General features: G+C 53.0%; 20 protein-coding genes and 1 pseudogene. 11 read left to right on the forward strand and 10 right to left on the reverse strand.

All coding sequences use genetic code 11. The features are described from left to right. Positions 1-13: 13 nt before the first annotated feature. Positions 14-673 carry a hypothetical protein gene (locus tag OQ371_RS12115; protein WP_265994029.1) on the forward strand — a complete coding sequence of 220 codons (660 nt, stop codon included), beginning with the start codon at positions 14-16 and terminating at the stop codon, positions 671-673. A 72-nt stretch (positions 674-745) separates the two neighbouring features. On the opposite strand, the pseudogene OQ371_RS12120 reads toward OQ371_RS12115, so the two are convergent. After that, positions 746-985, reverse strand: a pseudogene (locus OQ371_RS12120) (TerC family protein); the annotation flags it as partial. Positions 986-1,354: 369 nt separating this feature from the next. On the opposite strand from OQ371_RS12120, the gene OQ371_RS12125 reads away from it, so the two are divergent. Together OQ371_RS12125 and OQ371_RS12130 are read left to right on the forward strand one after the other, a co-directional pair. Beyond that, positions 1,355-3,676: a GumC family protein gene (locus tag OQ371_RS12125; RefSeq protein ID WP_265994030.1), complete on the forward strand. Its 2,322-nt coding sequence runs from the start codon at positions 1,355-1,357 to the stop codon at positions 3,674-3,676. A gap of 81 nt (positions 3,677-3,757) precedes the next feature. Then, positions 3,758-4,384, forward strand: a complete 627-nt coding sequence (locus OQ371_RS12130; protein ID WP_265994031.1) for a Gfo/Idh/MocA family protein — start codon at positions 3,758-3,760, stop codon at positions 4,382-4,384. Here OQ371_RS12130 and OQ371_RS12135 read toward each other — a convergent pair. Both OQ371_RS12135 and OQ371_RS12140 read right to left on the reverse strand, forming a co-directional pair. Then, entirely contained in the window at positions 4,381-4,716 is a 336-nt protein-coding gene (locus tag OQ371_RS12135; RefSeq protein WP_265994032.1) for a LytTR family DNA-binding domain-containing protein, read from the reverse strand. The genes OQ371_RS12130 and OQ371_RS12135 overlap by 4 nt on opposite strands. After that, on the reverse strand, positions 4,716-5,240 hold the full coding sequence (locus OQ371_RS12140) for a hypothetical protein (protein ID WP_265994033.1): 525 nt from the start codon (positions 5,238-5,240) through the stop codon (positions 4,716-4,718). Before OQ371_RS12140 ends, OQ371_RS12135 begins: the two co-directional genes overlap by 1 nt. A gap of 489 nt (positions 5,241-5,729) precedes the next feature. On the opposite strand from OQ371_RS12140, the gene OQ371_RS12145 reads away from it, so the two are divergent. Then, entirely contained in the window at positions 5,730-6,200 is a 471-nt protein-coding gene (locus OQ371_RS12145; RefSeq protein WP_265994034.1) for a response regulator, read from the forward strand. On the opposite strand, the gene OQ371_RS12150 is transcribed toward OQ371_RS12145, so the two are convergent. Further along, a complete protein-coding gene (locus OQ371_RS12150) occupies positions 6,185-9,289 on the reverse strand; it encodes a PAS domain-containing sensor histidine kinase (RefSeq protein ID WP_265994035.1) in 3,105 nt (1,034 codons plus the stop codon). The genes OQ371_RS12145 and OQ371_RS12150 overlap by 16 nt on opposite strands. 262 nt (positions 9,290-9,551) lie before the next feature. Here OQ371_RS12150 and OQ371_RS12155 point away from each other — a divergent pair, with 262 nt between their 5' ends. From OQ371_RS12155 to OQ371_RS12165, 3 genes are all read left to right on the forward strand, one after another. After that, positions 9,552-10,715, forward strand: a complete 1,164-nt coding sequence (locus OQ371_RS12155; protein WP_265994036.1) for a putative sensor domain DACNV-containing protein — start codon at positions 9,552-9,554, stop codon at positions 10,713-10,715. Between the two features lie 123 nt (positions 10,716-10,838). Continuing rightward, entirely contained in the window at positions 10,839-11,201 is a 363-nt protein-coding gene (locus OQ371_RS12160; protein ID WP_265994037.1) for a hypothetical protein, read from the forward strand. Positions 11,202-11,412: 211 nt separating this feature from the next. Continuing rightward, entirely contained in the window at positions 11,413-12,756 is a 1,344-nt protein-coding gene (locus tag OQ371_RS12165) for a Gfo/Idh/MocA family protein (RefSeq protein ID WP_265994038.1), read from the forward strand. Positions 12,757-12,822: 66 nt separating this feature from the next. On the opposite strand, the gene OQ371_RS12170 is transcribed toward OQ371_RS12165, so the two are convergent. From OQ371_RS12170 to OQ371_RS12180, 3 genes are read right to left on the reverse strand one after another with little or no spacing between them, the layout of a single operon-like run. After that, entirely contained in the window at positions 12,823-13,281 is a 459-nt protein-coding gene (locus OQ371_RS12170) for a GNAT family N-acetyltransferase (RefSeq protein ID WP_265994039.1), read from the reverse strand. A gap of 4 nt (positions 13,282-13,285) precedes the next feature. Then, a complete protein-coding gene (locus OQ371_RS12175) occupies positions 13,286-14,143 on the reverse strand; it encodes a dienelactone hydrolase family protein (protein WP_265994040.1) in 858 nt (285 codons plus the stop codon). A gap of 29 nt (positions 14,144-14,172) precedes the next feature. Continuing rightward, the gene (locus tag OQ371_RS12180; protein WP_265994041.1) at positions 14,173-15,417 is read right to left on the reverse strand and encodes a DEAD/DEAH box helicase; all 1,245 of its coding nucleotides are present in this window, start codon (positions 15,415-15,417) and stop codon (positions 14,173-14,175) included. Positions 15,418-15,598: 181 nt separating this feature from the next. Here OQ371_RS12180 and OQ371_RS12185 point away from each other — a divergent pair, with 181 nt between their 5' ends. Continuing rightward, positions 15,599-16,756: a serine hydrolase domain-containing protein gene (locus tag OQ371_RS12185; RefSeq protein WP_265994042.1), complete on the forward strand. Its 1,158-nt coding sequence runs from the start codon at positions 15,599-15,601 to the stop codon at positions 16,754-16,756. Between the two features lie 41 nt (positions 16,757-16,797). On the opposite strand, the gene OQ371_RS12190 is transcribed toward OQ371_RS12185, so the two are convergent. The 3 genes from OQ371_RS12190 to OQ371_RS12200 form a co-directional block, all read right to left on the reverse strand. Continuing rightward, positions 16,798-17,859, reverse strand: coding sequence for an NAD-dependent epimerase/dehydratase family protein (locus OQ371_RS12190; protein ID WP_265994043.1), 1,062 nt, complete (start codon positions 17,857-17,859; stop codon positions 16,798-16,800). A 73-nt stretch (positions 17,860-17,932) separates the two neighbouring features. Continuing rightward, positions 17,933-19,876 (reverse strand): KUP/HAK/KT family potassium transporter, encoded by a 1,944-nt coding sequence (locus OQ371_RS12195; RefSeq protein WP_265994044.1) that lies wholly within the window; start codon positions 19,874-19,876, stop codon positions 17,933-17,935. 183 nt (positions 19,877-20,059) lie between these two features. Then, on the reverse strand, positions 20,060-21,373 hold the full coding sequence (locus OQ371_RS12200; RefSeq protein WP_374761448.1) for an Nramp family divalent metal transporter: 1,314 nt from the start codon (positions 21,371-21,373) through the stop codon (positions 20,060-20,062). 243 nt (positions 21,374-21,616) lie between these two features. Here OQ371_RS12200 and OQ371_RS12205 point away from each other — a divergent pair, with 243 nt between their 5' ends. The 3 genes from OQ371_RS12205 (at position 21,617) to OQ371_RS12215 (ending at position 24,378) form a co-directional block, all read left to right on the forward strand. Then, on the forward strand, positions 21,617-22,270 hold the full coding sequence (locus tag OQ371_RS12205) for a metal-dependent transcriptional regulator (protein ID WP_265994046.1): 654 nt from the start codon (positions 21,617-21,619) through the stop codon (positions 22,268-22,270). A gap of 26 nt (positions 22,271-22,296) precedes the next feature. Continuing rightward, on the forward strand, positions 22,297-23,373 hold the full coding sequence (locus OQ371_RS12210) for an LptF/LptG family permease (RefSeq protein WP_265994047.1): 1,077 nt from the start codon (positions 22,297-22,299) through the stop codon (positions 23,371-23,373). Between the two features lie 96 nt (positions 23,374-23,469). Beyond that, positions 23,470-24,378 (forward strand): DMT family transporter, encoded by a 909-nt coding sequence (locus OQ371_RS12215; RefSeq protein WP_265994048.1) that lies wholly within the window; start codon positions 23,470-23,472, stop codon positions 24,376-24,378. Positions 24,379-24,407 lie beyond the last annotated feature (29 nt).

The following is a 24,407-nucleotide window of genomic DNA, read 5'->3' on the forward strand; positions in this document are numbered from 1 at the left end:
CAAGGATTTTCTAATGAAAGCAATGCTGATTTCGGGCCTGCTCCTGCTGGGCCTGACAACCGGATCGCAAGCGCAGGGCGTTTTTCTGACGGATGTGAATGGTCAGGTGCTGCGGGCTACCAAGTATGTGGACGTGCAGGGATCGCCGTATCTGAACGAAGCCTGGAAGGAGGGGACGGTAACGGCGGCCAACAACAAATCATATCCCAATCTGAAATTGCGCTACGACGTCTACGGGGGTGAACTGGAATACATGCAGAACAATCAGACCTACCGACTGAGTCCGGGAGCCCTGAAAGAATTTCGGATTATCGACAGCGGAGAGATGGTTTTCCGGAACGGTTTTGCCGCCGTCAATAACAACACGCCTACCACGTTTTACCAGATTCTGGTGGATGGCCCGGCCAAGCTGCTGAAGCAGTACAAAGTAAACATGACCGAAAATAAACCGTTCAATTCCGCCACGGTAACGAAAGAATTCCAGAAGCAGGAACTGTATTTTGTGGTTAAACCGGATGGAACGGTTCAGCGGATTCAGAAGAATAAAAAGTCGGTTCTGGCCGCATTGTCCGATCAGAAAGACCGGTTGGAAACAGCCATTAAGGAAAAAGACCTGAACCTGGGCGATGAAAATGGCCTGATGGCGGTGGTGGAAAGTTATAACGCGAAGTAAAGAGGTGAGACAAGTGATGAAAGAACCGTGCCGAAACGTCTTCCATCTCTTGTCTCACTTCTTTTGTCTCTGCTAAAGAACCCCCTGTTGTCTGGCGCGCTTTTCATAGCCGCGCAGTTGAACCGGTTGCTGCTTTTTGCGCAAATGCATGTTAAGAAACTCGACGAGCAGCGAGAAGGCAATGGCAAAGTAAAGGTAGCCTTTAGGAACCGAACCGATGGCGTTGTTGAAGACGACAATCTCCGCCAGGTGAGCTCCTTCGGCAATCAGCATAAAACCGATCATGATCAGAAACGCCAGCCCAAGCACCTGACTCTATTAGTAGGGATGGTTTGAATAAAGTGCGTGAACGTAGAAATTGCTGTAAAATGGTAAATTTTTTTTGCTTCCACATAATAACATTCTCGTATCCTATTTGTAAGGTAGTTCAAGATTGACGTAGCTTTGTTGTAGGCAGAAGTTTAATTCTAGTCACAATCAGAGAACCCTTGGGCTAATTTTGCTCTTTCGTACTAATTCAATGGCTACGTTGAGGCCCTGTTGGGCCAAGATTCCGTTCAATTTTGGTTGAAAAATCTGCTTGGGTATTTGAGTAATTTCCTCTGATGGGTAATAGGTAGTGGGTTCGGTTCCCACTGACAGATAAGTCGGCCGGTTTTCCCGTTTCGTTAGGTGTGTCCCATGAATTCATCAAACTCATATACAAAATATCCGCAAGGTGAGATTACGTCGACCCGGGAGCAGGGAAGGCTACGGACCTATCTGAAACACGGGTATTGGTATTTGCTGTCGTTGGTTGCGATGCTGATTACCGGATTGGTCTACATCTGGATTACAGAACCCATCTATCAGATTCAGGCGAGTCTGCTGGTGAAAGATGAACCGGCAACATCCCTACAGACTACAACAGAAGGGACGCATGCGGATGATCCAAACACCGTGATTGACAACGAGCTCGAGATACTGAAATCAAATTCACTATTGAAGAAAGTAATCGATACGCTCGGACTGAACGTTCGTTATTTTCGCGACACGCCGTTTGGAAAACGAGAAGTTTATGAAGACAGCCCCCTTCGGCTTATCCTGCAAAATCCGACCGCCAATATATACCGAGCCGATCTGCACATCGGTATTGTCAGCCCCACTTTCATCCAATTAAACGATCGAATATACCCTGCTAACCGGAGTATCAGCACCCCTTTCGGGCAGTTGCAGGTACTGGTCAAAGAGCCGGTTGATTACGCAAATGAACCGCTGACCATCCAGGTAATGCCCGATCTGGAAGCTATTGACTACTATCAGCGTAGGCTGACGATTGAACCCAGTAGCGAAGAATCAACGGTTTTGCTGCTGACTGCGGAGGATGCCGTTCCGGCAAGAGGTGAGGCTCTTCTTAATCAGATGATCGCCAGTTATCATTCGGCCGCCACCGAAGATAAAAGTCGGATGCTGGCTGAAAGCCTGTGCTTCATCCAGACACGCCTTAAAGTGGTTGCCGGTGAAATAACTGTCATGGAGCGGGCTGTTGAGCAGTATAAAACCAGTCATCGAGTTGCCGATGTTAGCGCAAAAGCCCGTTTGTTGTTGAACAGTGTACAGAGCAACGATGCCCAGCTTAGTCAGATCGCCATTCAGCGAAGTACGCTAAGGGATGTGGAACAATACGTTCGGCACAAACAGACGGGTCTGGAGCCAGTGCCGGCTACCCTGGAGTTTAGTGATCCTACACTGATTGCCCTGATTGGTAAAGTTCGGGAACTCGAACTTCAGCGAGATCGGCTGGCCGGCATAAGCGCCGAATCGAATCCTATCGTGCAGTCGCTTGACCGCCAGATTGCCTTCGCAAAATCCAGCATCGCGAAAACCGCTGCTATTCTACGGACTAGCCTGACCAACGAGCAAAACCAACTTCGGTTAGCCAATCGGCAGTACGATGGGCAGATCGGCCTATTGCCGGAGAAAGACCAAAAACTGACGAACAACGTCCGGCAGTGCGCCATCAAAAATAGTTTGCATACGTATCTGCTGCAGAAGCAGGAAGAAGTTGCTTTGTCGTATGCGGCCCTAACCTCGGCCAGCCACGTGATTGATGCGGCTACCCGTAGCCCGGAACCGATAAAACCCGTTAAGGCTCTGGTTTTGTTGGCATTCGGCTTGGTTGGGTTGGTGGTTCCCACGGCCGTGATCAGCGTTGCCAGGCTTTTTAATAAGCGGATTGCTGAGCGGGGCCAGATCGGCGAGGCTACAGCTGCGCCCGTCATGGGTGAGATCGCCTATATCCAGTACAAATGGCCCCTTATCGTCGATGGGCAAAAGCGGTCGGTGGCTGCCGAACAAATTCGGGCGTTGCGGACCAACCTGCAATTACTGCGTAAAAACCCCGCCGACAGCCAGGTACTGCTGCTGACGTCCAGTTTGAGCGGTGAAGGCAAATCGTTTCTGGCGCTTAACTTGGCCGCAAGTATGGCATTGGTAGGTCGCTCAACGGTGTTGGTTGACCTGGATCTGCGTCGGCCCAGGTTACATGCAATGATGCACGCGCTAAACTTTCAGGGTAGCAGTAGCTACCTGGCCGGAGAAGCAAACCTGATTAATGTGATTCAGCAGGTACCGGGTTTCGAACACCTGAACCTGATCAGTGGCGGGCCGGTGCTGTCCAATCCGTCCGAATTGCTCAGCGGTCCGCGGCTGGGCGAACTGATTGCGGAACTTCGCCTGCGGTTCGATCATGTTGTGATCGATTCACCGCCGGTTGGTCTGGTAACCGACGCGCAGTTGATCGGGCCGTTTGCCGACGTTACGTTGTATACCGTTCGGCAGGGTGTCACTCCGCTTCGTTACCTCAAACTGATCGATTCGCTTTATCAGGAAAACCGGTTTCCTAAACTGAACATCGTTTTCAATTCCGTTCAGGATACCTATTGGTCTGGTGATCCGCGCGACAATGGCCAGACGACCGGCTACGAGAAGTCCAGTGCGATGCGGAGTCATCCGGTTTATTGAAGGATCAATGGCGGTGACAACTGTTATGATCCACGTTATTACAGCATTTTCTATGTCCTATCTTACTATAGCTATTACACGATGAACTCTTCAGGAAAGCCGATTCGGGGTGTAATTGTGCCATGCAAGCTTATCCGAAAAGCCCATTCTGAAGAGGTGGCACGGTATCCGGGGGGAGAACAGGCCCTACAACTAGCCCTAATGCGCGGGCAGGAGAGGGGTGCCCGTTCTCCCCATCGGTATTCAACGGCTTTGCACCAGCTGAAAGATGTCGTCCGATCCGGGGTACTGGGTGAGATCAAACGCGTACAAATTACCTGTTACTGGAAGCGTGACGGACAGTATTATACTTCCGGAAGCTGGTTTGGCCACCGCGAACGTACCGACGATGCGCTGCATACGCACATCGCCTATTATATCGACCTGCTGAATGACCTGTTTGGCTGCATCCGGTCGGCCGAAGCCCGGCTGGTAGACGTCCATCAGCCGAATGCCGTGGGAGATAACGGTTTTGTAACGTTCAACGTGTCGGGTGGTGGAACGGGTTGCCTGAACTTTGCGACGGCTGCCTGGGATAGCGGAATCGAAAACAGCCTTTCCCTCATCGCCGAAAATGGCAGTATAAAAGTGAGCGGGGACTACCTGAACCGCCTGGATTACTGCCACATTCGGAATCACGCCAGACCGCACGGAACCTCCGCCGGTTAGTCCAACTCCTGAAGTTCTTTGAATACATGCGAAATGCGCCGACGGGCAACCGATAAAACCAGGCCGTTGGTCAGCGTAATTTCGACCTGGTAAGTCGATAACCGTTCAAAACGCAGGATATGATGCGGATTAACGAGCGCCCCCCGGCTGATACGAATAAAATCAGGAAGGAGTTTTTGCCACCGGACCAGCGTTTTGGCCGTCATCAAGTTAGGCGCGTTGTGTCGGTGCAACAAACTGTAATTACTGTTACCCTCCAGCCAAATAAGGTCGGAGAGCGGTAAAGGTGATTTATACCCTCGAAGTTGTAATGAATCAGTTTTGGGTTGCATTACAACGGGCTCGTCAATTGATGGGTGACGTTCTGTAAAAATTTACGGACCCGACCTGCCTCCGTTGTTAGTTCGCAGCGATCGGCCTGTAAGTAGTCATCCAATACATTTTTGGCGGTTGCCGTTGCAATTCGTTGAGTCCGACCGCTCTGACGGGCCCACAGGCTATAGCCGTAAACCGCATCGGGGCCTTCCTCCAAAACCGCAAATCCGTAGGGAGTCGCTCCCCCGGAAGGCTGGTGCCAGAGGACGAACCAACGGGCCTGTGCCATAATCTGTGGTAAGGAAAGCCGTTTTTGTTCCCAGATCTTGCAACGATTCAGGAACGCTTCATTGGCGATTTCCGATACTTCCAAATCAAGGGACGGCGGAGCGACCTCAGGAAGAGTCTTTGTAATTTCAGTTTGAATACGGTTGTGTTGAGTAAACCAGAAAGACATTTCAAATATGGAGGATAACTCACCTGCCCTACAAAACACGTTGCCTTTCGCGCAATTTGTTGTAAGGTTGTGAATAAGGTTCATTTTAGTTCATCCAATTTCAGTGCCATTTTATGTAGTTTATAGTTCAGTTCATAAAATTTTTTTCAAAAAGCACAATATTCAGACCGCCTTGTAGTTTTTATCTGCCGGAAAATCACTCCAGGGGCTTCGTTGTTTCTGCCGGTTGTTTGGCATAGTAGTTGTCAGACAACCGGTCTGCTGACAAATCCCTGTTTCTTCCCCGTTAAAAGGGGGTAATCCCCGCTTCCTGTTGCGCTTCCTGGTCTGTAATGAAAATAAGAGAACGGTTGTCTCATTTAACAAACAACGTCCGTAGGGAAGCCTGCGCAGCAATAAATGATTCGAGCCTAGTTATAAAGTGTCGCTCTTACCAGTTGGCGTGAGTGGGTATGCGTGAAAGGTTGATCCTCCGTTAGCAGGCGCCAGCTCCTAGCACAGAAAAATCAAACAAACGGCCCAGAAACGTGTTTATGGGAAAAGGGTTCTTTTACGGACCAAAAAAATGAGATAGTGAGCCTGTTGATCAGACGCTTGCAGTTGATTGATTTTATGAAGCCACTGATACTGGTAGTAGACGACGATGAGGATGATTTGTGGCTACTGCAAAAAGCGATGCTACAGATTGGTGGAATTTGTCAGATCAATCCGTTTACTGATGCCGCAAGTCTTTTGCAGCATCTGGATGGACCTGAAATGCTACCCAATCTGATTTTGATTGATTACCGTTTGCCCCGAATGGACGGCTTGGAACTGACCCATGCCCTGCGGGCCAAATCCGCATTGGATCCTGTTCCGCTGGCCTGGATGAGTTCCGAGATTGACCCCAGCTGGGAGGCCTATTGCCAGAAACTGAATGTGGCCTGGTGCTGGGTTAAGCCGAACAACTATACGGCCTGGCAGGATTTTGCCCGTAACCTATGCGGGCTGCTTATCCCAAGCGGTTTTGAAATGAACAACCGCTTGGATCAGAGAGGAAGATAAATCCTGAATACGCTGCCCTGCCCGGGTTGGCTGTTGGCCGTAATCGTCCCCCCGTGGTTTTCGACTACTTTTTGGCAAATTGCCAGCCCAACGCCGGTACCTCCGTAGGTCGATCGTCCGTGCAACCGCTGAAACACCTCGAAAATCCGGTCCGTGTACTTCTCGTCGAAACCAATGCCGTTATCAATCACGCTGATCAGATGGTAGCGGCTGGCAGGCCGGGGCAATTTAACTTTTTCCGGCAGATCCTCCGCCATCAGGGTCGTGTACCTAATCTGAATGAACGGCGCTGTACCCGGCCGACGGAACTTGATCGCATTCGACAATAAGTTTTGAAAAAGCTGACCCAACTGGGAAGCATCCCCTTGAAGGGTCGGCAGCGGATCGTGCTGAATGGTAGCCCCCGACTGCTGAATCTGCAATTCGAGCGTCTCCAGTACGGTGGCGACGACTTCCGCAAGTGAAACCGGATCGTGAACTTTCTGGTGGGTCGAAACGCGCGAAAATGCCAGCAAATCCCGGATTAATTCCGACATCCGCCCGGCCGACACCTGCATCCGGTTGATCAGGTCCTGACCCATTTCGCCCAGATTGGCAGCGTGCTGGGTCTGGAGTAAACTCCCGAATGACTGAATTTTGCGCAACGGCTCCTGCAAATCGTGGGAGGCCACGTAGGCAAACCGCGTCAGGTTCTCGTTAGACCGGCGTAACTCCAGGTTCGATTCATTCAATTCCTGGGTGCGGGCCTGCACCTGACTTTCCAACTCGGCTTCAATTCGTTTTTGCTCGTGAATATCGGTGGCCGTGCCGACCCAGCGCGTAATCGCCCCGGTTTTGTCGCGGATGGGTAAGGCGCGGTTGAGGTGCCAGCGGTATGTACCATCGCTGCCCCGTCGGTACCGGTTTTCAATCACAAAAACCTCCCCCGACGCCAGGGCTTTTTGAAATGCCTCAAGGGTGGGCGGTAAATCATCCGGATGCACCACCGCCTGCCAGCCCCGAGTTTTGGTTTGTTCTTCGTCCAAACCCGTATAATTATACCACTGCTGGTTGTAAAACGTGATTTCGCCCGCGGGTGTGTTGGTCCAGGTCATGGGCGAAATGGCTTCGAGCAGCGTACGAAACCGGGCCTCGCTTGCTTCAACCTCCCGGCGGGCCTGGACCTGCTCGGTAACGTCGATGGCCACATCCAGTATCGCGTAAACTTCGCCGTCGGAATTACGCAGCGGTTTATACGTGAAGTTAAAATAGGACGTACGCAGCTTGCCGTCTACCATGAGTTTGGCTTCGGATTCCTGCGAAGCGTACTCGACGCCGGTTTGGTAAACCTTGTCCAGAATATCCAGGAAGGGCTGGCCTTCCAGCTCCGGAATGGCCTCCCGCAGCGGTTTTCCTTTCACGGTTTCATCTTTCCCCCAGAACCCGAGCATAATCTCGTTTGGCAGTTCAACCACCATATCGGGCCCGGTGAAGAGCGAAATAGCCGCCGGAGCCTGTTCGATCAGGTTACGAAAACGCTGCTCGCTCTCTTCCAGCGCCAGTTTTGCCTTCACCTGCGGAGTAACCTCAATGGCCAGCACCATCACATCCGTGATGTTTCCGTTCTCGTCGCGCATCGGAGCGTACACAAAATTGAAGTAAGCGTCTTCCAACTGACCGTTGCGGTACAGGCGGCTCAGGGTTTCAAAACCATAGTGCGAAACACCCGTGGCAGAAACCTGCTGCAATAACTCCGCAAATCCTTGCCCCTGGATTTCGGGCAGGGCTTTCAGCAGCGGCAGGCCAATGATGGAAGCGTCTTTTCCCCACAAGTCCAGCATGGCCTCGTTCGCGGTCTCAACAACAAATGTTTGGGCGTTTAGAATACCAATAGCAACCGGTGCCTGAATAACCAGATTCCGGAAGCGGTCTTCGGCTTTTTTAAGAACCGTCTCGTTTTCTTTTTGCTGGGTGATGTCGAGCGCGATACCGGAAAAAGAAACCGGTTTTCCGGCCGTGTTATACAGATACTGACCGAGTACCTTCACCCAATGGACCTCCTGGTTTACCCAGACATAACGCGCTTCATAACTTAAAGTGCCGGTGCGCAGCGCCAGCTGATAAGCCTGCTCCCGAATCGGAACATCCTGCGGATGAAGGTGGTGCACCAGCGCATCCCGAGTCAGTCCTAACTGATCTGTACCGGTCAGAATTCGGGCCAGAGCCGGAGAATAAAGAATTTCGTTGGTTTCCAGATCGACCGAAAACGACCCCGACCCCGATCCTTCCAGAGCCAGACGGGCCTGTTGCTCGGAAAGGGCGGTTTTCTCCTGCGCCAGTACGTCGTCCGTTGTGTCGTGGGCAACTCCGGAAAACCGGTAAGGCTGTCCGGTTGCGTTGAAATACGCCTGACCCATGAAGCGGACCCAGCGCAGTTTGCCGTCCTGAACGCCAATGGTTCGAAACGTAATGTCAAAACCACCGCCCGATTCGGGAGTCAGGGCCCGGTGAGCGGCTTTACTGACCCGGTCCTGATCGTCGGGATGAATCGCGTGCAGAATCTGGTCAAACGTTTGTTGGTTGCCGTCCGCCAGACCCAGGTAAGCCCGGCAGCGGTCGTCGGAGTTGACGACGTTCCGGGTGAGGTCCAGGTTCCAAGTGCCCAACTGGGCGGATTCCAGCGCAAAGCGCAGGCGTTCTTCGCTTTCGGTGCGCAGTTGTTGTAGCGCGATGCGTTCAGTAATATCCTGCATAGAGCCGACCATGCGGATTGCCTGGCCGTTACGGTGCATGACATATCCCCGGTCGTAGACCATCGCGTAGGAACCGTCGGCCCGGCGAAACCGGTACTCGGCCGACCAGTTTTCGCCCCCCTGATCAATGATGTGGTGAATACTGCCCAGAACTTGTTCCTTATCCTCTGGATGCACGTAATCGTACCAGGATTCCGGGCCGTAGCCGGCCGGTGGTACGGGGTGCCCAAACATAGTAGTATATCCTTCGTTCCACCAGACGGTATTGGCCTCAAGGTCCCAGTTCCAGACAGCGTCCCGAGTTGCCTTTGTCAGTAATTCAAATAACTCGTTCGTCTTTCCTGAGTCGGTATTCACAAACTTATCCCCCGCTTTACGCTTTAAAAATGTAATTTAAAGGTATCCAAATGCATCCAAAAAGCTAATGCAAAGAACTGTAAAATTGTTTTAACGGACGGTAAGGAAGCCTACGTTCAATTCAGGTGAAATTCGTATAGAAATCCTTTATTAAATTAGTAATCAACAGCTACAAGCCGCTGTGACCCTTACTCATACATCAAATACCACAAACCGTAACTTGTGAGAGGAACTTAAATTCGGCTTAGTTTCTTGTTAATACATGCTAGGAGTCACCAAGAATATGCCCTTTGAAGCCACCTATCAGGCTGCTCGCACGGTAGCTGGGACGATAGAGTCTTATTTTGACCATCATTTTGCTACGGCCACGCTGAACGGCGGCCCCGAAGCCGTTCATCAACCGCATGCACCCGAAATCGAAGCGATGATCGATACGGCTTTCTGGGCCAGCCTGCGGCACGAAGAAGGCTATCCACCAAAAGTAACGCTGGCTTTTCTGCCCCCTGAGCAGGCCGGTCGGCCGCTTATTTTTGGCCACCGCCTGCGGTTCACGCCCGATAGTCTGACCAAGCTGGCCCCGGCCGTTGAGCGACCGGGTATTCACCTTGGCGTCTGGTGTGAAGCCGATGAGCTTTACATTTGGGGAACCACCCGGGAGATTCCGGGGAACTGCTTCGTGCTGGAAGTCATTGAACCGGGCCTGCTGGTGGTTAAACACCGTCGGCTCGACGGTTTTGGTAAATTCGTTAACGTTGCCATTCTGAAGGGCGACCAGATCAAAATTGTGGACGAAAGTACGGCCGGTTCGCTTGACTGTCCCATCGTGGTAACCTCGATGCTGGGCTTTACGCTGCCTTCGTTCTGGAATAATTCGATGAATATTCTAGTCCAGCTGGCGGTATCCATGCGGGCCCACGGGCGGGGTGGATCGCTGTTGGTCGTTCCTTCGGTAAGTAATGCCTGGCGGGACTCTATCATCCAGCCTATTTCCTATCCAGTGGTCCCTGTTTTCTCCCAACTGGCAGAATTATTGCAACACGAAACCAAAGGAGAGGAGCAGATTGTTTGGCGTCGTGACGTGGGACTGGCCATCGAAAGTACGGCTGGGCTGACGGCCGTCGATGGGGCTACCATTATCAATGACCGGTATGAGGTGCTGGCGTTTGGGGCGAAAATTGGCCGCTCTGCCATGAGCGACCGGGTTGAACAGATTATTGTCACGGAGCCAATCGTGGGAAACAAAGCCGTGGTGGTGCATCCGGCTCAGATGGGCGGAACCCGCCATCTGTCGGCGGCCCAGTTTATCTACGACCAGCGCGATGCCGTGGCGCTGGTGGCGTCACAGGATGGGCGATTTACCATATTTGCCTGGTCGCCGAATGATCAGATGGTGCACGCCCACCGCGTAGATTCGCTTTTGTTGTAAAACAATTTTGGGCTAAAATCAGATTATAGGATAACCGGTTAGTAAACCGTCGTACCGCTTACTGCCTACACGTATCTGGTATCTTACATTTCTAGCTATATTGGTAAAACTCTTTTATTCAGTATGATGGCTAATAGCGCCAAGCCCAATCGGTATTACCTCATTCATAACGAGCCTGTTTTACTAACTGAAAAGCTGTTGCGCGATCTTCAGCCGCCCAACCGTCCCCGACCAATAAAATTAACAAAGCCCTGGCTGACTGCCTTTGGTTTCTGGCCCGATCCGTCGGCCAACTCCTGGATGCTGGAAGAAGTCCGGCTGGTGCCCGGCATGAATTGCTGGTTGTGCGTTCAGACGCGCCGGTATCTGCAGTATGTACACGAGCTTCAGGATTTGTTTGAAGACGTATATGACCACATAGACCTGGAATTACGCACCGAACCTTCGCGCTTGCATCTGACATCTGCCCGCCAGACGTTGGTATAAACGAAAACCGTATCCGGCCACCAGCCCAGGCGCGGCCCATGGCCGGATACGGTTTTGAATTTCCCCCACGCGCAGATTGCCGCCGAAAATCCATTCCGACAACAGTATTTTTCTCCGCTGACGTACTTACTGAGTAGATTGGCTTGCGGACTTCGCGCTGCAAACAGCGGCCGGGCATTCGGCAGCCATAAATTTTAAGAATTAGTTTTCAATGGAAAATTCCAGACGCGATTTTATCAAAAAAGCCGCTCTGAGCACCGCCGGACTTACGTTTGGCGGGTTAGCGACGGGCATGTCAGCAAAGAGTTACGCAAAAATCATTGGGGCCAACGAGCGGCTGAATGTGGCCATCGCCGGTCTGGGCCGGCGGTTGGGAGCTTATTACGAACCAATCGGTAAAAAGGACAGCAACGTCGAACTGGTGTATTTGTGCGACGTCATGAAAAAGCAGCGTGAAGCGGGTTTGCAGAAATTTTCGAAGCACATCGACTACAAGCCGAAGCTGGAAAACGACATTCGCAAAGTCATTGCCGACAAAAACGTGGATGTGCTGATTAATGCGACGCCCGACCACTGGCACGCACCCGGCACCTGGCTGGCCGCGCAGGCAGGCAAACACGTTTACGTTGAAAAACCGTGCAGCCAGAACCCGCGCGAAGGTGAAATTCTGATCGAAATCCAGAAAAAATACGGCAAGGTGATTCAGATGGGCAACCAGCAGCGCTCAGCCGCCGAGTCAATCGACATCATTAACCAGATTCATAACGGGGCCATCGGGACACCCTACAAAGCCGTTGCGTTTTATACAGCCCAGCGGGGCGAAGTGCCCGTTCCGAAAGCGGCTCCGGTACCCGACGGCCTGGATTGGGACTTGTTTCAGGGACCCGCTCCCCGCACGCCCTACATGCACGACACCTGGGATTACAACTGGCACTGGTACGGCTGGAACTACGGAACCGCCGAAAGCGGTAACAACGCCACCCACGAACTGGATGTAGCCCGCTGGGCGTTGCAGGTCGAGTACCCGGAATTCGTGACGGTGGAAGCCGCCAAACGGCACTTTCTGGAAGACGGCTGGTCGATGTACGACACCATGGATGCCACGTTCCGATTCCCGGGCAACAAAATCATTAAGTGGGACGGCAAGAGCCGCAGCGGGTATAAAACCTACGGCACCGACCGCGGAACGATCATTTACGGCAGCACCGGCAGCGTCTATGTCGACCGGGACGGTTACAAACTGTTCAACCGGGAAGGGAAAATGATCAAAGACAGCAAAGCCAGCGGTTCGGAAGCCGGAACGGCGCTGGGTGGTGGGGGCGATATGACAACGCGCCACGTAGTCAACTTCTTCAACGCCATCCGGGGCAAGGAAAAACAGAATTCGACCATCGACGAGGGCGCTAAAAGTACGCTGCTCTGCCACCTGGCCAACATCGCCTACCGGACGAATAAATCATTGGAAATTGACACGAAAAACGGCCGTATCCGAGACCGGGAAGCCATGAAATTGTGGGGCCGGGAGTACGAAAAAGGCTGGGAGCCACCGGTATAAAAGGCCATACGCTTCACGGCGAAAGCCAGTGTTTGTAAAGCCGTCAGCCTGATCAGGCTGACGGCTTTAGTTTAGATGGAACTTCATGCCCTCGTGGGAGTCGATAAACCCCAGCGACTCGTAGAATTTTTTGGCTTCGGGCCGCTTCTTGTCAGTGGTCAACTGAACGACGTGAGCGCCTTTGGTCCGGGCCCGTTCAATGGCGTACCGAAAAACAGCGGTGCCGATTCCCTGACCACGGTAAGACGACTTCACCCGGACGGCCTCAATCTGGGCGCGAATGCCACCCTGGTAGGTCAGGTACTGAATAAAACTTAACTGAAACGTTGCCACCAGTTCCCCGCCCGACTCCACAACGGTTAACTCCTGATGCGGATCGGCCGCAATAATCCGGAAAGCGCGGAGGTAAGCATTCGGCAGTGGTATTTCAAATTGCTCCCGCTGGGTTCCCAGTTTGTCATCCGAGAGCAAGTTGACAATCCCGATCAGGTCCGCTTCGGTAGCGAGCCGGTACGTTAACGGCATTCGGTCAGGCTAATTTTTCTTTGAACAGGCCGATGGTGCGCTCCCAGGCCAGTTTGGCTGCGGCTTCGTTGTAACGCGGCCCGGCCGTATCGTTGTGGAAAGCGTGCTGGGCTCCTTCGTAAACGAATAATTGGTACGGAACCTTCGCTTTTTTGAGGGCTTCTTCGTAGGCCGGAATCCCCGCGTTGACCCGCTCATCCAGGCCACCGTAGTGCAGTTGAACCGTGGCTTTGATTTTGGGTACATCGGCCGCATCGGGCTGACGGCCATAAAACGGCACGGCGGCTTTCAAGTCCGGCGCATGAACGGCCAACTGATTAGCCATTGCTCCACCCCAGCAGAAACCGACGCAACCCAGCTTCCCGTTGCTATCTGGACGGCTTTTCAGGTAATCCAGCCCCTTCAGAAAATTCTGCCGGGTTTTCTCCGGATCCAGCTTGCTGAATAGTTCGCGCATCTGGGCTTCATCCGGGGGCGTTCCACCGGCGGCCGACAGGGCATCGGGTGCCATTGCCAGAAAACCGGCTATGGCCAGTCGCCGGGTAACATCCTCAATGTGCGGATTCAGCCCCCGGTTTTCGTGAATCACCAGCACGGAACCGTACTTGCCGTTGGCCTTCGGGCGCGCCAGGTAGCCTTTCATCGTTGTGTCGGCACCGGGGTAGGTAATCCGTTCGGTGACGATCCGGTCGTCCTGGCCGGATACGGTTTGGGCGTGAGCGTAGCTGATTTCCAAAGTCGATAACACCGCCAGCGCAGCACTCATGCCGCCGGTCAGCTTCGCCAGTCGTTGCAGAAAAACATCCCGCTTCAGCGGTTTGTGTGTGTACTCGTCGTACAGATTGATGATTTGCTGATCCATGAGCTGAAAGGGTAGGGGTAACAAACAGGTTATTGCTCCGGACTGCCGCTGCTTTTTTTCCGGCGGGCCGGTCGTTTCTTGGCATTCACCCGGCGTTTTCGCTGCGAATGGGCTCCGCTCTTGCCCGGATTGTATTCCAGCGTTTCGCCCAGATGAGCCGGTAGCGACACTTTGGTGACGGGCGTTCCGATCAACCGTTCAATGGCGGCAAATTTACGCTGCTCGGTTTCGCTGACGAACGTGTAGGCGATCCCGGTGGTTTCGGCCCGGGCCGTACGCCCGATCCGGTGAACGTAATCTTCGCCGTCGTGCGGAACGTCGTAGTTGATGACCAGATCAATGTTATCGATGTCGATACCGCGCGACAGGATATCGGTAGCCACCAGAATGTTCAGCTTCCGGCTGCGGAAAGCCTGCAAAGCTTGCTCCCGTTCCAATTGTTCGAGGTCGGAGTGAATGGCTTCGGCGGCAAATCCGGCCTGTTTCAGTTCCCGGGTCAGTTGCTTGACGTTTTCCTTCCGCGAACAGAAAATCAGCACGGACGGGAAGCTGTGTTCTTTCAGCAAATACTTTACCAGCGCAATTTTCTGTTTCTGGTAAAGCACAAATGCTTCCTGCACGATTTTGGCCGGCGGCTTTGACAGGCTGAGCGTGATTTCCTCGGGCGATTTTAGGATTTTCCGCGCCAGTTCCCGAATCTTGGGCGGCATTGTAGCCGACAGCAACAGGCTCTGCCGATGAGTTGGCAAAAAGGAAATGATTTTGATAATGTCGCCGTAAAAGCCCATGTCGAGCATCCGGTCGGCTTCGTCGAGCACGAGGTATTGCAGATGCTCGATTTTGGCGTAACCCATGTTCAGGTGGCTGATCATCCGCCCCGGCGTACAAATCACAATGTCGGCTCCGCCCGAAAGCGCCTGCCGTTCCGTGCTGTAGGATGCGCCGTCGCCCCCGCCGTATACCGCAATGGAACTGACGGATGTAAAATAAGAGAACCCTTCGAGGTTCTGGGCAATCTGGATCGCCAGTTCGCGGGTGGGCACAATGACGAGCGCCTTGATGTGGTCGTCGGTTCCGCTGGTCGTAATTTTGTGAAGAATGGGCAGCAGGTAGGAGGCCGTTTTTCCCGTCCCGGTCTGCGCGGAGACGATTAAGTCCTTGCCTGCCAAAATAAGCGGAATGACCTGTTCCTGAACCAGTGTGGGTGTATCGTAATTCATGGCGTCGATGCCTTCCATCAACCGGTCATCGAAGCCAAAGTCTGAGAATTTCAAGTTAAAATACCGTAGTTTGAGTGTATACTCTGGTCAATATAACACTATTACGGTGACTAAAGCAAATTGTGCGGTAAATGGGCGGTTTATTGCTTACCTGTGCCGCTTGTTTTCTTTCGTTTCTATTAATTTGCCCAAATCAACGTAGTTATCTCCCGGGCGAGCCGTTTGCCCCAACCGCATGAATCGTTTTAAACTTGTTGCATTCGCTTTTTTCTTCCTGACGGCCGCCTGTCAGCGACCTGCCCAGCGGACCACCAACCGAGCCACCGACTACTTTCCGGCGGCTGGCGATGCCTGGGAACACCACAAACCGGAAGACGTTGGGATGGATGCGGCCCTGCTCCAGCAGGCCGTTTCGTTTGCCCGGCAACGGGAAACCACGCAAATGCCCCGCGACTTTTCAACGCAGGAGGAAATTTTCGGAACCTTGTTGGGACCCGTACCGTCGGATCGCGCCCAAACCAACGGCCTGATTCTCCGGCACGGCTATATCGTGGCCGAATGGGGCGAAACCGACCGGCCCGACCCCACGTACAGTGTCGCCAAGAGTGTGCTCGCTACCCTGGCCGGGCTGACCATCGACCGGGGGCTGATCAAGGATGTTCACGACCCGGTAGCGAACTACATCCAGGACGGCGGCTACGATTCGGAGCAAAACCGGAACATTACCTGGGAGCACCACCTGCGGCAGACGAGCGAGTGGGAGGGGGAACTGTGGGATAAAAAGCACGATTTCGTCGGCAAGGAAGCTTACGGCAGAGGGGAACGAAAACCACGGGCCTTGCAGCCGCCCGGTACCTTTTACGAATACAATGACGTGCGAATCAACCGGATGGCGCTGTCGCTGCTGCGTTTGTGGAAAAAACCGTTGCCCAACGTGCTGAAAGACGAAATAATGGACCCGATTGGCGCGTCGAATACGTGGCAATACGTGGGTTATCCCAACGCGCGGGTGGCTATCGACGGAAAAATGATGTCATCGATCAGTGGCGGAACGCGCTGGGGCGGTGGTCTCTGGATCAGCACCCGCGACGAAGCCCGGTTTGGGTACCTGGCGTTACGGAATGGCCGCTGGCGGGAAAAGCAACTGGTTTCGGCAAACTGGTTTAAAGCCGCCGTCCAACGCGGCCCCGTTGGCCCGGACTACGGTTATCTGTGGTGGCTCAACACCGAAAAGAAAGCCTGGCCCAGCGCCCCGACAAGCAGTTTTGCGGCCATCGGCGCGGGTTCCAACACGATCTGGATTGACCCGGAGCACGACCTGGTAATCGTCTGGCGGTGGCACGACGGCAGCCCGGACGAGTTCATCAAGCGGGTTTTGGCTGCGGTGAAATAAAGGGATTGAAAAAGGCGGATCATTGACCCGCCTTTTTGATTTTACTTTAGAATGGGTTCGAGAGCCGCCCGGTTTTCGTCGAGCCACTGCGCGATGTCGGAAACAATTTCTTTGATGCCCAGCTCCGGTTTCCAGCCCGTCAGTTTGGTTACCTTGGTGTTGTCGGTAATGTAAAGCCGGATGTCGGCGGCCCGGTTTTCGGCTACGCTGTTGATCGGGATGGTCTTTCCGGTTACTTCCTGGCAGATTTTGGTCAACTCCTGCAACGACGCGCTGCTTTCATTGCCTCCGCCCGCGTTCAAGATCTCGCCGTTAACCTGGTCGATGTTGTGCAACTCCCAGTCGATCAAGCGGTAGAGATCGGCGATGTGGAGCATATCGCGGGTTTGTTTGCCGGTGCCGCCGTAGCCGATGTACGCCAGTTGCTGCTCAAAATAGTGCTTGGCAATCCAGAGCACCATCACGCCTTGATCCACCTTGCCCATTTGCCACGGGCCGGTAATCACTCCGCACCGGTTGATGACGGTTTTCAGACCAAAAAATTCGTTGTATTCCTGAATGATCAGCTCCGACGCCAGCTTGGTGGTGCCGTAGAGCGAACGGGCGCCGTCGAGCGGGAAATTTTCGGCAATGCCTTTGGACGAAACGCCCGGTACGGGTTGGGTGTCGGAAAGGACAAACCGGGTGTCGTATTCATCGAAATTCAGCGTTTCGATGGTTTTGATCGGATAAACCCGGCTCGTGGATAAGAAGATAACGTTGGCTTTGGATTTGAGCGCAAAGTTCAGGCAGTTGACCGTACCGAACAGGTTGGTGTTCATCAGGTAGTCGGGCGTTCCGGTCAGGCCCGCCAGCACCGACGGTTCGGCGGAGGCTTCAATCAGGGTATCAACGGGCGGAATGGGGTCGAAATCTTCCTTGTTCCGGATGTCGCCGTGCACAAACTGAATCCCGGCTTTGGTCAGACGGGCCACGTTCAGTTCGGAGCCTTTGCGCTTCAGGTTGTCGAGAACAAAAATTTCGTACTGTGGATAGTTGCTTTTGAGGGATAAAGCCAGTGAGGAGCCAACAAAACCGGCTCCGCCAGTGATCAGTATTTTCATTCAGGTAAAAGTTAATTAGCGGTCAATCCACGGTTCGGCAAAATTAAAACCGTTGACAGCTAACGTATGGATATTAAGTATCGATTCGTTTGAGTTTGACGTTGCCAACCGGGCGAATCACCAGCGGCACTTTTTCGATCTTGACGGCACTGGTATCGAGGCCGAACCAGCGGTCTTCGGGCGTCGTGAAGTTTTTCACGTAGAAGTAAATATCCATCACAAACCGCTCCCGAAATGGAAGATCGTTTTCGTAGGAGAGAAATTTCTCCAGCACCACAAACCGGAAGTCACCGATTACATTCTGGCGGCTGAGCGACTCGTAGCGGCTGGTGATGTCTACCTCCTTATTTTTCACCATGTCTTCAATGACCTTGCGGAAGAAGAGGTTGATGCGCTGCTCAATGCGGAAGCCCAGCCGAAACGTGACTTTATAGACGTCGTCGGAAGCAATGGTGTTTACCTTGTATTCCATCGTGTACGGATCGTCGGTGGTATCAACGTGGATGAACCAGTAGATATCCGCCCGCTTGGGCCGTTTCTGGAAGATCGAATAAATGATTTTGGACTCGATTTCGGCCGCCCGGGCTGCGTTGCTCATGAACACCAGGTGCGTGGCGTATTTCGGGATGCTGATGTCGCGGCTGAGTTCCTTGAACGGCTGGATGTATTGGTCAATTTTGACGTATTCCGTCAACCGTAGCTTGATTCGGCTCGCGTTCAGCCAGACAATCATAATACCGGCCATCAGCCCGGCAATCAGGACTGACACCCAGCCGCCGTGGGTGAATTTAGCCAGGTTGGCCACCAGGAAGCTGGCTTCGACAAACAGGTAAAAGATCAGAAAAAACAGCACAAACCACGCGTTGAACTTGTGGGAGTACATGTAGTAGCTGAACAGAACCGTCGTCATTAGCATGGTCAGCGTAATGGCCAGCCCGTAAGCCGCTTCCATCCGCGACGACTCCTGAAAATAAAGCACCACCCCGATACAACCCGCAAAAAGCAGCCAGTTGATGCTGGGAACGTACAATTGCCCTTTCTTATTGGTGGGGTAACGAAGCCGGACCTTCGGCCAGAAATTAAGCCGGATGGCTTCACTAATCAGCGTGAACGCTCCCGTAATCATGGCCTGGCTCGCAATAACCGTGGCTGCAGTGGCAATGACGATACCGGCAAACAGAAACCATTCGGGCATTAAGCTGTAAAACGGGTTGCGCTCGCCCAGCTTTTCGCCCGCCAGACCCTCAATGAAAGCGCCCTGGCCAAAATAATTCAGGAGCAAACAGGCCTTTACGAACATCCAGCTCACCCGGATGTTACCCCGGCCGGTGTGCCCCATATCGGCGTACAGGGCTTCGGCTCCGGTAGTCGAAAGAAAAACCGCACCCAGCAGCCAGAACGCTCCGGGGTAGTCGTTCAGGAAATGATAGACGTAGTAAGGATTGACGGCCTGTAGAATGGATAAATCATCGACGATATGGATCGCTCCCAGCACACCGAGCATGGTAAACCATAGAAGCATGATGGGGCCGAACGCCGTTCCGACTACGCTGGTACCAAACGTCTGAATCAGAAACAGGAACGCGAGAATGCCAATGACGATGGGAACCGTGGGAATGTCGGGGTAGATAATCCGAAGCCCTTCAATGGCGGAAGAAACCGAAATTGGTGGCGTAATGATGCTATCGGCCAGCAGTGAACTCCCCCCGATAATGGCCGGAATGGTCAGCCAACGGGCGTGCCGCCGGACCAGTGCGTAGAGCGCAAACGTGCCCCCTTCCCCCCGGTTATCGGCCCGCAGAACCAGAATCACATACTTGACTGTAGTTTGTAAGGTAATGGTCCAGAAAATACAGGACAGGGCTCCTCTAACGATATCTTCCTGAATTGGTTGATCGCTGCCGACAACAGCCCGGAGTACGTAAAGTGGCGAAGTACCAATATCGCCGTAGATAATACCCAGCGCAACCAGCAAACCCGCTGCGGTTACCTTGTCCAGGTGTTTTTTATCTTCCATAGAGCGTAGAAGCCGTGCTAACTCAGGTTCAGCCGGTGAAATCCGGCTTAAAGATAACGTTAAAAAAAGGAGAAAGGAGAAGATTGATCCGGAAAAAGGCTTTGTGGCCTTTAGCGGATTCAACTTCTCCTTTCGTTTAACGATTTTCGTCTGGTTAAATCACCAGAATTTCCACAAAACTGTCTATAAAGTTCCGGCCAGCAATACCAGATTCAGCCCGATAATCAGCCCGGCGACGGCCCAGCTCAGAATGATCATCCAGCGGGGATTGACAAAAGCACCCATTTTTAACTTATCGCTCGTAAACATCACCAGCGGTACGACGGCGAAGCTCAATTGCACCGAAAGAATCACCTGGCTGAAAACCAGCAATTCGGAAGTGCCGCGTTCGCCGTACAGAATGGTGACCACCAGGGCCGGAACAATGGCAATCAAACGGGTTACCAGCCGGCGAATCCACGGTTTGAGCCGGATGTTCAGAAACCCTTCCATAACGATCTGCCCGGCCAGCGTACCGGTCAGCGTTGAATTTTGCCCCGAAGCCAGCAGCGCCACGGCAAACAGCACACTAGCCAGCGTGGCACCCAGCAGCGGATCAAGCAGGCGGTGCGCATCGGTGATGTCGGCGACCTGATGGTTGCCTGACGTGTGAAAAGCCGCAGCCGACAAGATCAGAATGGCGGCATTGATGAAAAACGCCATGAACAGCGACAAGGTCGAGTCGATGGTGGCAAACCGGATGGCGTTCCGGCGACCCGACTCGGTGCGGGCGAAATCACGGGTTTGGACAATGCTGGAATGCAGGTAGAGATTATGCGGCATCACGGTAGCGCCCAGAATACCGATGGCGATGTAGAGCATACCGGGATTGGTGACCACTTCTTTCTGCGGAATCAGGCCACCAAAGATGGCGGAAATATCGGGCCGGGCCACAATTATTTCATACCCAAAACACAGCAGGATAACGAAGATCAGGGCGGCTACGATGCTTTCCAGCCAGCGGAATCCTTTGTGTTGCAAATACAATAGTAGTAAAACGTCCAGGGCCGTAATGCAGACCCCAACGGACAGCGGAATACCGAAGAGCAGATTCAGCGCCAGGGCCGAGCCAATCACTTCGGCCAGGTCGCAGGCGGCAATGGCAATTTCGCACAGAACCCAGAGCACGACCGCCACCGGGCGGCTGAAGTGATCGCGGCAGGCCTGCGCCAGATCGCGCCCCGTTGCAATACCCAGCTTGAGCGAAAGGTGCTGCAGGAGCATGGCAAATAAATTGGAAATCAGAATAACCGACAACAGCGTGTAGCCGAAGCGCGAACCACCGGCAATGTCAGTAGCCCAGTTACCGGGGTCCATATATCCAACGGCAATCATCAGGCCGGGACCGGCAAAAGCCAGCAACCGTTTGAAAAAAGAACCGTTCTCCGGGACGGGAATGCTGGCGTGAACTTCGGGTAACGATTTCGATAGATTTTCAGACTTCCATCCCTGTGCCATTATGGGGGTATTTTTATCCGTAATCATAGCGTTAGACTGCTATTTGCTTTCCACCTTCATTAACGCAACAAATGTATCAAATGTTTCTAAATAAAAATTTAGACTAGTCTAAAAATTTTTTGAACGGTAATAAAAACCTAAATTTGTCCGAAGGTTAAGGTTGGTGAATCATCTATCAATCTGGTGGTAAGTGTATTAAGTATTCAGTAGAGAATGGATGGATTGTTGGTCTGTCCTGAGCCTATGCATTCATTCACGGAAGAAAATTATTTAAAAACCATCTATTACCTGGCGGCCCGGCAGGAGGGAGAGGTTACAACCAATTCACTGGCCGAAATGACGGCTACCAAGGCCGCTTCGGTATCGGATATGCTGCGGAAGCTGGCCGACAAACAACTGATTCATTACAAAAAGTATCAGGGTGTCCGGCTGACGGAGGAGGGTGAACGACTGGCGCTGAAAGTCATTCGGCGGCACCGGATCTGGGAGGTATTTCTGGCCGAAAAGCTGGGTTTTGGCTGGGACGAAGTCCACGAAATGGCCGAAGAACTGGAGCACATTCGCTCGGAAGAACTGGTTGAAAAACTGGATGCCTTTCTGGGGTACCCGCAGTTTGACCCCCACGGCGACCCAATTCCCAGCCCGGCGGGCCAAATGCCGAACGTTGAATACTCCAAACTTTCGGACGTTGGCGTCGGAACGGAGGTGCAGGTCATGGGTGTGCTGGAACACTCCCCGGAATTTCTGCAACACCTCGACAAGACCGGCCTGAATCTGGGCTGCCGGGTGCGGGTGCAGGATGTTAACGCTTTTGATAAATCCGTCTCTGTACAGATTAACCAGGAAAAAACGTTATTTGTCAGTAACGAAGTGGCCCGGAATCTGCTTGTCAGTTAAACCCGGAACGACTCCCGCAAGCTTTCATGAAACTCCTTGATTGGTATATTTTAAAACGGTTTTTGCTGACGTATTTCTTTGTTGTGATGGTCATCGTGCTGGTGGTCTGCGTCGTCGACTACACCGAAAAGGTGGACGATTTCTACAAGCACAATGCTCCCGGCGACAAGATCATCTTTGATTATTACCTCAACTTCATACCGTACTGGGCCAACTACATCAGTCCGCTGATGGTGTTTATTGCCACCGTATTCATGACCTCGCGGCTGGCGGCCAAATCCGAAATTATCGCCATCCTGAGCAGCGGTATCAGCTTTGTGCGGCTGATGGTTCCGTACGCGATGGGGGCCCTGATCCTGAGCGTTGCCACGTATTTTCTGGTCGGTTGGGTGGTGCCGAAAGCCAACCAGACCCGTATCGCTTTTGAGCTGAAATACACCAAAGACCCCTACACCTATTCGGGCCGGAATATTCACATTAAGGTAGCGCCCAACGTTTATGCCTACCTGGAAAGCTATAATAACCAAAGCAATACGGGTTATAAATTCACGCTGGAAGAAGTGAAAGGCAACCAACTGCTGCAAAAACTGGCGGGTGAACGCATCGAGTGGAGCCCCAACAAGAAAAAGTGGACGGTTTACAATTACAATCTCCGGAAAATTAACGGTTTGCAGGAAACGTTGACGCACGGCGAGAAAATAGATACCCTGCTGAATCTTTACCCGTCGGATTTCGACAGCGATTTCAGTCTTTTTGAAACCTTCACCTTCCCCGAACTCGACAATTACATTGCCCTGCTCAGCAGTCGGGGTGCCGATGGGGTAGAGACGTATTTGCTGGAAAAGTACTCACGGCAAACGCGTCCCTTTGCCATTCTGATTCTGACCGCCATTGGCGTCATCATGTCGGCCCGGAAAAGCCGTCGGGGGGTCGGCTGGCAGGTCGCGCTGGGTTTTATTCTGGCGTTTGTCTACCTGCTGTTTTTCATGCTGGCCAAAGGCATTGCCGAAGCGGGTAACCTGAATCCGATTGTGGCCGTCTGGCTACCCAATATCGTGTTTACCGGCATCGGGCTGATTTTGTACCATACCATTCCGCGATAGCGTACCGGCGTAAAGCCCGCAAATGTTTTTTCGTCCAACAGTGACCCAGAAGTCGTTAACCGGACTAAAGCCTATGAGGCTGGTCCGTAGCCCCGTATGAACCGTCCGACACTTACCGATTACCTGCATCTGCATTTTCTGGTTCTGATCTGGGGCTTCACGGCCATTCTGGGGCTGTTGATTTCCGTATCGGCCCTGACGCTGGTGGTCTACCGGACGTTGCTGGCGGCCATTGGGTTGGGCGTGCTGCTAGTGGTTCAGAAGAAAATGGTGGCGGTATCACCGTCCGATCGGTGGAAACTCCTGGCAACGGGCGTCGTGATGGCCCTGCATTGGGCTTTGTTCTTCGGGGCGGCCCGGGTTGCCAACGCATCGGTTTGTCTGGCCGGTATGGCAACCGGTTCGCTGTGGACCAGTCTGCTGGAGCCACTGGTGGTCCGGCGTCGGCTGCGGCTGATCGAAGTGGTGCTTGGTATCATTGTGATGGCGGGGTTGTACATGATCTTTCGGTTTGAGATTGATCGGGCGACCGGCTTGCTGATGGCGGTCTTCTCGGCCATGCTGGCGGCCGTTTTCACGATTGTCAACAGCCAGTTTACCCGGCGGTATCCGCCCATGACCATCACCTTTTACGAAATGTCGGGGGCTTTTGGTGGTTCCCTGCTGTTTCTGGGGTTATATTTGGCGTTTGGTTTGGAAAAGCCGTCATCGTTGTGGCCCCAGCCAACCGACTGGCTCTGGATCGCGATCCTGGCGTTTGTCTGTACGGTCTACGCCTATTCGGCTTCGGTTTGGCTGATGCGCAAGTTTTCGGCCTTTGCGGTAAACCTGACCGTCAACCTGGAGCCGGTATACGGAATTGCGCTGGCCTGGCTGTTTTTTGGCGACCGCGAACGGATGACCACTGGCTTCTACGCGGGCACCGTCGTGATTCTGATTGCGGTGCTGGTGTATCCGGTCTGGCAGCGAAAAATGGATAAAAAGAAAATTTATCCGATTCAATAACAAAGGGTTACAAAGCGTCGATGGCGGTT

The sequence above is a fragment of the Larkinella insperata genome, assembly GCF_026248825.1.
Lineage (GTDB): Bacteria > Bacteroidota > Bacteroidia > Cytophagales > Spirosomataceae > Larkinella > Larkinella insperata.